This window comes from Pseudobutyrivibrio sp. LB2011, assembly GCF_000701765.1.
GTDB classification, from domain to species: Bacteria; Bacillota; Clostridia; order Lachnospirales; family Lachnospiraceae; genus Pseudobutyrivibrio; species Pseudobutyrivibrio ruminis.
Genome location: NZ_JNJS01000007.1, coordinates 162,820 through 174,480 on the forward strand (window position 1 = coordinate 162,820; position 11,661 = coordinate 174,480).

Here is an 11,661-nt window from a genome sequence, read left to right on the forward strand (position 1 = left end):
GCAATTGGAGCCTTTTGGTCGTAGGAGCCTACTCTATAGAGTAATGAGTAAAAGCACAGTGCAGGACAATGTACTCTGTGGTATTCTCATTACTCTTTTTTTATTTAAGTATTCTCATACTGGTTATGATAGAATTATGAGAGATGTTTTTCGGGGTGTGGCTCAGATGGTAGAGCACTACATTCGGGATGTAGGGGCTGCGTGTTCAAATCATGTCACTCCGACTAAAAAATAATGGGGAAAATAAGTTAGAAAGAAGGGACATTGGCTTGAAGTACATTGTAAAGAAAATTCAGGAGGCAGACTTTGGTTGCGAAGAGCGCCCTGAGGGTGTTCAGTTGCAGGTAGTGCTTAGATTACGTGACGAGGCTGGACAGGAGATTGATATGGAGATGGCAGACGCAGAGCTGCTGGCCAAGGATATCAACGAAGGCGACGGGGTATTCTTTGATAAGGATAATGAGATTTTTAAGGAACTATAATGGCTGAAAACTGCATAAAATCAACGTTTGTGAGGTGTGCTTTTTAAAGTACATCTCATTTTTTATTATAAAATCAGAAAAAGATTTGGAGGAGTTAATGGTTATGCAAGCGATGAGTGAGAAAGTTTTATATGCTTCAAAAGTGGAAGCGTTGGTTCAGGAGAGACCAGATATATTTGAAGTGTTGTGGCCAGAAGATTTGCTAGACTATACCATCATGGTTATTCCTCGATCGGTAAAGAAGTTTAGTGATTATTCGCATATACGAAGATACATTTCTAATAGATATTTGGTGTTTATTAATTCTAAAGGGATGGGACATGTAAAGCTAACAATTGTTTCGGTAAACACTAGAGATAATATAGTATACATGCCAATTGATTCTTTTGATTCGACTTGGAGATATCTTAAGGCGAGTATTAATAAAAGCATTCAGCAGCAAAAGGAACAATCGATTGATTGCCACATAAGTAGACCAGAGGATTTAGTGGATCTTTCTGGACTATATCGACAGGGAAGTACAGTCTCTATTAAAAATGATAGGGTTGTATATTCGATGATGGAATTGAGTCAGCAAGAGCAAAAAATGTTAAGCGCGAGGGATGAACTACTATCTAATAATGAGAATCTTTACTTTTATGCTGTACAGGGAAATAGGTACCATGATAGAGATTGCTTTGCCGTAAAGTTTATCGATGCGAAGGATCTTAGGGCATCTAGTCAGAAACCTGAGAATTTGTGTGCATGTGATAAATGTCAAAGAAGATTGTTAATGAGAAAAGCGACTTCCATTAATCCAAATCAAGTTAGAGCGATTGATAATCATTTCTTCACACCTAATGCATTAACCGATAAGCAACTCGAAAAGCTGGTTGAAGAATATGGATTCTTGTTTGAAATGCTTGATCAGAGAACACTTAAGGTGTTTGCGAAGGAAGACTCTTGGGTTATTCGTAAATATGGAGATGTTTATACATTATTTCATAATAACTATAAGTTGGTAGAGTCTGGCAGAAGCCTTACAGACGGTTATCATGATCAAAATGTTAGAAGCGAATCACTTATGGTTATTTTTGAATATATACATGAGTATTCATATGAGAAACATATTGAAGCCGTGAAATGTAAGAGGAAAAACAAAGCCTTAGTTAATAGATGGGGCTTTGTTGGCATGGCTGTTGTTAAAGTGAAACGTAGGCTTAGACGAGCACAACGTAACAGAACATCAAAATACAATTATTATAAAAATAATTTTGTTACACAGCAGCAATATAATAAGACAATCGATAAAATGATTAAGGCTGTGAAGACAATGGATTCTAGAGATGAGATTTTAGAGTATATGGAGAGTTTGAGGAGGTAGCAAATGATTTATTTCGACGATTACAAAGAATTTTATAATGTGTTTAAGTTAGCAGCTGAAGGTGATATTGATGCAACAAAGGAGATGCTCAATTATTTGACGCTGCTTACAGCTGATTCAAATGACACAGAAATGATTAGAATGCTTAAGGCGACATTTATAGATAGGCTTGTTGATGAATCTTCAAGTGTAGGCTGGATTAAAAAAGGTGATTATATAATTGAAAACCTTAAGAATGAGGAAGATTTGAAGTCGGCGTTGAAATGTTATCTTAGAGGCGCAATGATGGGCGATACATTTGGCTTTGATATGATTGGTGAGACCTATTATAAGGGAATCGCGGGGGAGCCTGATTATGAAATGGCATGGATATTCTTCTGGCTGTCAATTGAGTACTCAAATGTACCTAATGCTTTATCCTTATGTAGAATCGGGCAGATGTTTAAGTATGGCCAGCGAGTTGACATAAATGAAGATGATGCTAGCTTTTTCTTGTCAAAGGCAATAGAAGTTGCTGGAGAGTATGCTGATGTAGATGATTATGCTTTGTTAGCTAAGAAAGAGTTGGCGGAGCTAGTGTAGGAGGTATTCATATGTCTAAAGGAAATAATCATTCAGCAATAATGGGTGTTGTAATTGGTGATGCTCTTGGTGTGCCAGTAGAGTTTACTAGTCGAGAAGAAAGACGAGAAGACCCTGTAACAAGCATGCGTGCCTATGGCACACATAATCAACCTGCAGGTACATGGTCTGATGATTCTAGCATGACCATAGCTACATTGGAATGGTATAAGGAAGCTGGTGATGGGGAACCTGATTACAGTAAGCTTATGGATAAATTTACAAATTGGCTTATGTATGGTGAGTACACGCCTTATGGTGAGAACTTTGATAATGGTGTGGCTACTGCGAGAGCTTTGATTAGATATGGTAAGGGGGCCGAACCATTATTAAGTGGAGGAATCACTGAGTGGGATAACGGTAACGGTTCATTAATGAGAGCCATGCCTACAGCTTTGCATCATAGGGAAGCTTTAGCTGGAGAGAATGTATCCGACGTGCAATATGTTTATGATATGTCATCACTTACTCATGCTCATCCACGCAGCAAGCTAGCTTGTTTTATTTATAGTAAGTTAGTTGCTGATATTTTAGCAGTTGCTGGTGATAAGGATGATATTGTAAAGCAAAGTATAGCTTGGACGAAGCAGTATTTAACATTTAAGGAATCAGATGGACTGATCCGAGGAGAAATGAAATCATACAATAGAATCTGGGATTTTGATTCATTTAAGAAGCTTTCAGAGGAGGCAATTAAGAGTAGCGGCTATGTTGTTGATACTTTAGAAGCAGCAATATGGTGTTTCGTAAATGCGGATTCTTATGCTGAATGTGTCTTAAAGGCAGTTAATCTTGGAGATGATACAGATACTGTAGGTGCTGTCGCTGGTGGATTGGCTGGAGCTTATTATGGAATGGATGATATTCCAGAAGAATGGCTGGCTGTGATACCAAGAATAGATTGGATTAAAGAACTGGTTTAGGTTGTAGATATTCTACTTACAAAGCGGTAAAAACAATTGGGAGGTCTTGGAATGGAGCTGAAATATGTTGAACCAAAAGAATATTTTTCAAAAGAGATGTTAGAGATTTTACTTAAAGATGATATTGATAGGATTCAAGAGTTTGTTTCAAAGTATTCTTGGACCTTTGCTAAAACATATGCAGATTTTGCACCTCATGAATATTACGTAAAAGATAAGCTAGATGAAGAAGGAAAAGAGGACTTTGTTTGGTTTGTAGAATTCATTAGAGACTACGGGTTTACTTGCAAGTTTGCAGGTAAACAACATATATATTTTGAATTTGATGGCCACTATTATTGGACCATGGGAGAACCAATCGAGGAGACTATAATTCTTAATAGGTGTAAAACTGATGACTATCAAATCAAGGACGGAAATATGTTTTGGAAGCAATCAGAAGTATAAGCCAGATTGAAGTATACTGCTCGGATTTATGCTAAAATTATTAATTATATGGGTAATAAATATTGGGAGGCATTAAATGATTACACTACAGAATCTAATAGATATTGAGAATATATCTGAGACAAATCCAGATATAAAACGAATTCAGTACTGGTGGTATGGAAAGGATATCGAGAAAGATTATATCGGTGACAATGATTTAATAATCCCGCCTAAACATATTAGAGGTGCTGATTATAACACTCTCTATCTAATTGGTTCAGGTATAGATGGATATAGAAACATATATCGTTTTGCTATCAGGCTTACAGGGTACGATGAAGCAACAGATACTTATTCGTACATAAGAGTACCGCTCAAGTTAGACGATTATTCTAAAAGATTGGTACTATACAAAAAGACTCGTTTTTCTTTTTACTCCAGCAATTTAAAGGATTTTGAAGTTGAAAACATCTATGCACCAGAGAGTGAAAGAACTGTTGCTCCATTCATAGACTATGAGTCAGTTGAATTGACCTTTGATGAGCTTAGAGAAGTTGTTGCTAATAAGTACGCTGATTATTACAAACCATTATCTACAGTAAAAGGCGTATATATGATTATAGATGGAAACACTGGTAAGCAGTATATCGGAAGTGCTTATGGCGAAGATGCTATTTTTTCTAGATGGTCAAGCTATGCTAATACTTGCCATGGAGGAAATGAAGAGCTCATAAAATTATATGAGGCTAATGGAGAAGAATACTTTAAACAGTTCAAATACTTTTTATTAAGAATTCTTCCAAAGAAAACACCAGTGGATGATGTTATAGCTACTGAGAATTACTATAAACAAAGGTTTTTAACTCGAGAGTTTGGATTAAATTCAAATTAGTTAAAAAATGGGGGACTATAAATGAATTATTCAGAATTAGGTTTTAAGCCATTTTATAAGAACTTTAGTATATTGCTTAACAATGACAACATAATGGATATTCTGGCTGATTTGGATGTAGACGAAGTGTTTGATGGTGTTCTTGTCTATGGTTATGTTAACTACGAGACAGGATTTACCTTTGAGATTCTTTCGATAGCACAGCAAGAAGATGAAGGCAGTTTTAAGTTTTTTGATTTGCCAAATGATATCACGTATAAGCTAAGAGCTGATGCGGTAAAAGAGTGTGAGTGTTTTTTTTATGAAGATGTTTACGATGAATATATGGAGCTTTTCAAGGACAAGATTTCTAGCTTGGAAACCTATGCAGAAAATGAGAATGTTTCCAAGAGCCGTAGATTTGATTTTCTTGATTCTTTTAGACATGAAGAATGCATAGATGATGTTCAGGTTGTGCTCTTGAAAGAAGGCTTGCAGCCAGAACGAGTCTGGGTACGTATTGAAGAACTTGGAGATAAAGTCATTAGCGGAAAACTTTTAAATGAGCCTAATCAGGATTTTGGATATCATCTGCATGAGAAGGTCGCATTCTTCGTATATACGGATGAGGATGGTAATCAGCATCTACTATGTGATATGAATCTAATGGCTGGTGCATGTTTATATAACGAAAATATGGCATATCTTGTTACCACGATATTAAAAAATAAAAAGGGTTCACCAAATCCTTTGATTATTGAAAAGAATTGCGGAAATATTAGTATGCTTGATGCAATTCAACAGGTGCTATATTTGACTCAATTGCATGTTGGGTCTACAAATAAACTCAGGCTACCGATAACTACTTCATACGCTGATAAGATATGCAAGAACTATGAGTATGTTCCAAGTGGACGGATGGAAAACAATTTATTCTTTTTGTAAAGTGAAAAGAATACTTGTATTACATATATATATGAATTTCTACAAATATACCTAAATAAAGTGAATATATTAAAAGTGGTAGGAAAGGGGAAAAAATGAAATTATTACATACTTCGGACTGGCATTTAGGGATGACTTTTAGAGGTGGTATCTCATACGGACTTGACCAGAAATTTGTTATAGACAAAATATGTAAAATCGCTGTGGATGAGAGAGTCGATGGAATACTTTTGGCCGGTGATATTTTTGATAAGAGTATTGCGTCACAAGAAGCGTTGCAAATTTATGATGAGGTGATGACATATATTTGCGGAGCATTAAATATCCCCGTATATGCAATAGCTGGCAATCATGATGGCGCAGAAAGAATATCTCAATGTAGCGAGCTGCTTAAAAAGAGTGGATTATATATAGCAGGAGCATTAGAATCAAAGCCTTTTGTCGTTAATAATGGTAATGTTGATATATATATGCTTCCTTGGATTTCCACAGATAAAGTGAAGTCAATATATGTAAGTGAAGCAGAAAACATTAATTCAATGGAGGATGCATATAAAATAGTTTTAGATGACTATAGAGCACACTTTGTTCCAGGACATAAAAATATTTTAGTATCGCATGCTTTTATTGTTAATGCAGAAACCTCGGTAAGTGACAGGGCTGCGGAAGTTGGGAAAGCTACAATGGTAGGATCATATTTATTTGATGGTTTTGATTATGTTGCGTTAGGACATCTTCACGGACCACAGCAGATTAATAAAAATATTAGATATAGTGGTACACCAATGGTTTATTCGTTTGGTAAAGAAGAAAAACAAGATAAAAGTGTAACAATTATTGATTCAGATACGTGGGAACAGAAGATAATTTCTGTTCCGCAGCTGCACAAAAGAGTAACCCTTTCTGGCACATATGATGAATTAATGAACGCAGATTACCCAGAAGATGTATTAAATGGTTATGTTAGATTAGAGGTTACAGATTGTTATGTTGGTATGGATTCAATAGCAGCTTTCAGAGAAAAATACAGAAATCTTTTAGAAATATCAAGTAAAGGATTTGATCGTGAGGATGGAAAAATAACTATGACGATTGAAGAATTTGAAAATGCTGATACTGACCCTGAATCAGTATTTAAAAGATATTGTCAGGATATTTTTGAAGAATCGCCTAGTGAACACATGATTAGTCTTTTCAAGCAGGCTCTAAATAGATATGAAAAGGAGGTGACCGAAGCATGAGGCCTTTAAAAATAGAGTTCCAGGCTTTTGGACCATACGCAGGACATGAAATAGTTGATTTCAAAGATATATCTGAAAAAGGTTTATTTCTTATTTGTGGTAAAACAGGAATGGGAAAAACTATGATATTGGATGCTATGACCTTTGCTCTTTACGGGAAAAGCAGTGGTCATGGAAGAGATGATTTTGAAGCTATGCGTTGTACGAATGCAGAATTTGACAAAACAACGTATGTCAAATTTGAATTCGAAATTCATGGTGATATATATCTTTTTGAGCGTAGACTTGAAAGAAAGAGAAAAAATCTATCTCCAGCATACAGCCTTATGAAGAAAGATGAAGATGGAATATGGAGAACTATGCTAGAAAATGCTAAAGAAAAAGCATTAAATGAAAAGGCAGTGGAGATAATAGGGCTTGAATACGAGCAGTTTAGACAGGTCATTGTATTGCCTCAGGGTCAGTTCGAAAAGCTACTTACATCAAATTCTGATGAAAAGGAAAAAATACTTACTAGTATCTTTGGTGAAGAAAAATGGCAATTGATAGCAGAACAATTATACAATTCTATTGTTGAACGAAGAGAAAACCTGAAGGGGATAAAAGAAAAAATAGGTAATAGTTTAAAGGAAGAACATTGTGAAACTATATACGATTTATCCTTGGTGATTTCTCATAAGGAAAAAGAACTATTGGAAATCGATGAAGAATATAAGGTTACTGATTATGATAAATTAATTAAGGAAAAACAAGATGCTTTGATTTTAGCAAAGCGATTTGGAGATTTACATAAGGCAGAAAATAGAATAGAAATTCTTAAATCTCAATCCAGTGATAGAAAAGAATGGGAAAAGCAAATTCAAGATGCAAATAGAGCGGAAAAAGTTAGAGTATTAATTGAAGTTGAAAATAAAACTTCTCAAGAGTTAAACAATAGGAAGAATAATGAAAAGTCTGTTAGAAATAATGCACTTGAAGCAAAAAAGAATGCTGATAATGTAGAGCTTGAATTGCGGGAACATCTTAAACAGGAAAAGGAACTTGAATTAAAAAAATCATTAAAGATAAGCTATGAGAATAAGCGTTCAGAGTATGAAGGCATAGAGTCTGCAATAGACGAGCTGAACGCTATGAAGCTTGAAGAAAAGAAGGCTATGGATGAAGAGAGAGAAAAAAAGACAATATTAGACTCTCTTTCAGAAAAGATTATCAAGATTCGAAATCAATATATTGAACTTAATGAATCTCACTCGATGATGCTAGAAAAATATTTGGCCGGCATTACAGGAGAACTTGCAGAAAAATTGGAGAAGGGAAAGCCTTGCCCAGTATGCGGAAGTACCATACATCCTCAAAAAGCTGTTAAAGCAGATAATAGTGTTACAAAAGAGATGGTAGACGAAAAAAAGAATGAAGTTGACCTAAAGTATAGTGAATTGCAGGACGCAACTTACAAACATGAGAATGCAAAGAAAGAATATGATTCAAAACTTAAGGTGGTAGGTGAAAGGCACAAAGATGTAGCTGTGCTAGAATCTAGGGTTGATGATATAAAGAAGAATCTTATTGATGGAATATCAGATTTGAGCGAATTAAATAAGTCAATAGTGCAATTGGATGAAGATATTTGCTTGTTTGAGGAGCAAAAAAAACAGTTAGAAGAGAAGAAACAGAAGGCGAATAATGATTATATGGATGCTAATGCCAAGATTGAACCAGCTACCGAAGAAACACAAAAAGCTCAAGTGATTTACGATAGTGCACAAAAGGCTGTCGAAGAAGGATTGATAGCTAATAGATTCGAATCAGTTGATGAGGTTGAGGCTGTTTTACTAGATGAGGAAACATTATCAAAAATTAAGCAGAAAATTACGGATTATGATACAAACCTTAAGGCAGCTAAAGATAATCTTAAGGATATCTCAAAAGAACTAAAAGGAAAAGAAGTACCTAATGAGGCGGAGTGTGAAAGAGTTCTTGAAGAGTTGAATGATTCTAAGACGAATTATAAAGAAAAAAGAGCAGTTCTAAATTCTGATATTGAGCGATTGACTAAAAAATACAAGATGCTTGAAGCAGAAGGGAAAGGTATCGAAGCGAAGATTCGTGAAGCTGAGGAGGATTTTGTTTTTGCTAAAAAACTTAGAGGTGATACAGGTACAGGATTACAGCGATATGTTTTGGGTATAATGTTTTCATCTGTTGTGGCAGCCGCTAATAAAATGTTAGAAATGGTTCATGGTGGTAGATATCGTTTGTATAGATCCGATGAAAAAGCTCAGGGTACAAATAAAAGAGGTCTTGATCTTAAAGTTTTCGATAAGAATAGTGAGGACCATGAGGGTAGATTTGTAAGTACTTTATCAGGAGGCGAAAAGTTTTTGGCTTCATTAGCCCTTTCGATAGGAATGTCTACCGTGGCTCAAAAAAGTGGTATTAAGATTGAGGCACTATTTATAGATGAAGGTTTTGGCTCATTAGATGAGGATTCGATAGGTGATGCTATGAACGTACTTAATAGTATTCAGGAAGCAAATGGTCTTGTAGGAATCATATCACATGTTCAGCTACTTCAAGATAGAATACCTACAAAGCTTAAAGTTGAAGAAAGTAGTAGAGGAAGTCATATAATTCAGACTATAGGTTAGTAACGGATTATAATAAAAGATTACAGGTAATATAATTAGTTTGAATGTTATTATAATTTAGACCAATAAATATCCCTCCTGTGGTATACTCAAATTAATGTGAGTATTATCCAGGAGGGATTATTTATGTCTAAAGGGTCAAATCAGAAGTTAAAGTTAAGCTATCTTTGTAAGATAATGCAGGAAGAGACTGACGATGAGCATTGGCTTACTCTTCAGCAAATTATGGATAAGCTTCGTAAATATGATATAACTTCAGAGCGAAAGAGTCTTTATGATGATTTTTTCTGCATGAATGAATATCTGGGAATAGAGGTAATAAAGGAACAGGTAGGGCGCGAGACTTATTATCATGTTGGTCAGCGAAAGTTTGAATTGGCTGAAGTGAAACTTTTAATCGATGCTATTCAATCTTCCAAATTCATTTCTCAGCACAAGTCTAAAGAATTAATAGATAAAATGAAAAGTTACGTTAGTAGGTATGAAGCGAGCAAGTTGCAACGTCAGGTGTACGTTAATGACCGTATTAAAACAATGAATGAGAGTACTTACTACACGGTAGATTCATTGCATACTGCAATTGCTGATAATAAGCAGATTGAGTTTATTTATTGTGATTGGTCATTAGAAAAAAAGCTAGTACCTCGTAAGAATGGTGCAAAGTATAAAGTTAGTCCATGGTCTCTTACTTGGGCTAATGAAAATTATTATCTAGTAGCTTATGATTCAGAGGCTGGTAAGGTAAAGCATTATCGTGTAGATAAGATGATGAAGCTTTCCGTTGTTGACAAAAAGCGAGATGGGGAGGAACATTTTAAAAATTTTGATATGACTACATATGCCCTTGAGAACTTTTCAATGTTTGGTGGTGAAATTAAAAAGGTACATATTGAATTTCCTAACGATAAGGTGGGAATCTTTATTGATAGATTTGGCAAGGATATAGCTATAAGACCGGCTGGAAACAATAGAAGCATGATAGCGGTTGATGTTGCTATTAGTTCGCAGTTCTTTGGGTGGATATTTGGATTAGGCAGTGATGTAAAGGTTACTGGTCCAGAAGCAGTTGTTGAAAAAATGCATGCTGAAGCGGAAGCTTTTCTTTCTAACTACTAATCATCATATATAGATTGTTCATGGATTATTAACGGTTTAAACACCGCTTCATGGTACTATCTCGCGAATAGAGGTACGTGAATGGATAGAATAGTATGTAGCCGAGAGGATTTATTTGCAGCTGGAAATCATTTTACTTTGATGCAAATGGTTGCTATGGATTGTATGGAGGAATCTATTTTAGATGACTTAATATGTGCAATGATGGACAAGCGCTATGATTGTTTAACAGAGGATCAACAAGAATTGGTTGATATAATGATAGATGAACAAGAGCGTAGGATGAATGCGGGAATAGTTGATGACATTAAAAGAAATGGGTTTGAATTTAAGTTTGAAGCCTAAAATATAGTTTAGATTAAAAGCAGCGATGAGCTGCTTTTTTTAGACGAGTTTACTGTGAAAAGTCAGTAAAATAGCGGGCCTGAGCTGTCCTATAAACCGCGGCATGCTTTGATATAGTGATATTAGTAAGATACTAGGATTATGAGGTTTAACTATGGAGAAAAAAGATTTTGCTGAATTTATAAATAGACAAGACTGGATATTTGCAAAAACATATGCTGATAGAGCACCGCATGAGTATATAGTTAAGGACAAGCTAGATAAAAACGATATGTTGGAATTTCCTGAAATTGTAACGTATATACGGAATTTTGGTTTTCCAGCTTTGTTTGGAGGATATGAACATATCTATTTTTATTATGATGGTGATTATTATTGGACCATGGGAGACCCGGTGGAAGAGACGATAATCTTGAATCGTTGTGATTATAAGCTATATGAAATGCGCTATAGCACAAAAGGGGGAGAAGGATGTTCATGAAGAGATTGATTTTTTGGTTACAGAGAAAACGGAGAATTTATAAAAGAGGATGTGGAAAAAATTGTTTAGTGTGTCCTTATTATAGTGAGTGTGTGATGGATGGAGATTTCTAGAAATTTTATCAATAAATGTAGAATCTGAACATAATAGGGAATACGATGTTATGATATACTGTTTTGTATAAATTGTGTTGGGA

12 protein-coding genes and 1 tRNA gene are annotated in these 11,661 nt (G+C 35.2%); all 13 read left to right on the top strand.

From position 1 onward, the window contains the following. Positions 1–151: 151 nt before the first annotated feature. A tRNA-Pro gene (locus T375_RS09600) sits at positions 152–224 on the top strand. Positions 225–269: 45 nt separating this feature from the next. Continuing rightward, entirely contained in the window at positions 270–482 is a 213-nt protein-coding gene (locus T375_RS13455; RefSeq protein ID WP_044937954.1) for a hypothetical protein, read from the top strand. Positions 483–579: 97 nt separating this feature from the next. Further along, entirely contained in the window at positions 580–1,845 is a 1,266-nt protein-coding gene (locus T375_RS09610) for a hypothetical protein (protein WP_044937776.1), read from the top strand. 3 nt (positions 1,846–1,848) lie between these two features. Next, positions 1,849–2,427, top strand: coding sequence for an SEL1-like repeat protein (locus T375_RS09615; RefSeq protein ID WP_044937778.1), 579 nt, complete (start codon positions 1,849–1,851; stop codon positions 2,425–2,427). An 11-nt stretch (positions 2,428–2,438) separates the two neighbouring features. Beyond that, positions 2,439–3,389, top strand: coding sequence for an ADP-ribosylglycohydrolase family protein (locus T375_RS09620; protein ID WP_044937780.1), 951 nt, complete (start codon positions 2,439–2,441; stop codon positions 3,387–3,389). Between the two features lie 51 nt (positions 3,390–3,440). Continuing rightward, entirely contained in the window at positions 3,441–3,836 is a 396-nt protein-coding gene (locus T375_RS09625; RefSeq protein ID WP_049960386.1) for a hypothetical protein, read from the top strand. Positions 3,837–3,912: 76 nt separating this feature from the next. Further along, positions 3,913–4,710 carry a GIY-YIG nuclease family protein gene (locus T375_RS13295; RefSeq protein WP_049960387.1) on the top strand — a complete coding sequence of 266 codons (798 nt, stop codon included), beginning with the start codon at positions 3,913–3,915 and terminating at the stop codon, positions 4,708–4,710. Between the two features lie 21 nt (positions 4,711–4,731). Beyond that, positions 4,732–5,634, top strand: coding sequence for a hypothetical protein (locus T375_RS09635; RefSeq protein ID WP_044937782.1), 903 nt, complete (start codon positions 4,732–4,734; stop codon positions 5,632–5,634). 95 nt (positions 5,635–5,729) lie between these two features. Continuing rightward, positions 5,730–6,875: an exonuclease SbcCD subunit D gene (locus tag T375_RS09640; RefSeq protein WP_044937783.1), complete on the top strand. Its 1,146-nt coding sequence runs from the start codon at positions 5,730–5,732 to the stop codon at positions 6,873–6,875. After that, positions 6,872–9,523, top strand: a complete 2,652-nt coding sequence (locus T375_RS09645) for an AAA family ATPase (RefSeq protein ID WP_044937785.1) — start codon at positions 6,872–6,874, stop codon at positions 9,521–9,523. The genes T375_RS09640 and T375_RS09645 overlap by 4 nt, the downstream gene beginning before the upstream one ends. Before the next feature lie 126 nt (positions 9,524–9,649). After that, complete coding sequence (locus T375_RS09650) at positions 9,650–10,639, top strand: helix-turn-helix transcriptional regulator (RefSeq protein WP_044937786.1); 990 nt, start codon at positions 9,650–9,652, stop codon at positions 10,637–10,639. 81 nt (positions 10,640–10,720) lie between these two features. Beyond that, positions 10,721–10,984, top strand: a complete 264-nt coding sequence (locus tag T375_RS09655) for a hypothetical protein (protein WP_044937789.1) — start codon at positions 10,721–10,723, stop codon at positions 10,982–10,984. Between the two features lie 154 nt (positions 10,985–11,138). Beyond that, positions 11,139–11,465, top strand: coding sequence for a hypothetical protein (locus T375_RS09660; RefSeq protein WP_044937791.1), 327 nt, complete (start codon positions 11,139–11,141; stop codon positions 11,463–11,465). Positions 11,466–11,661 lie beyond the last annotated feature (196 nt).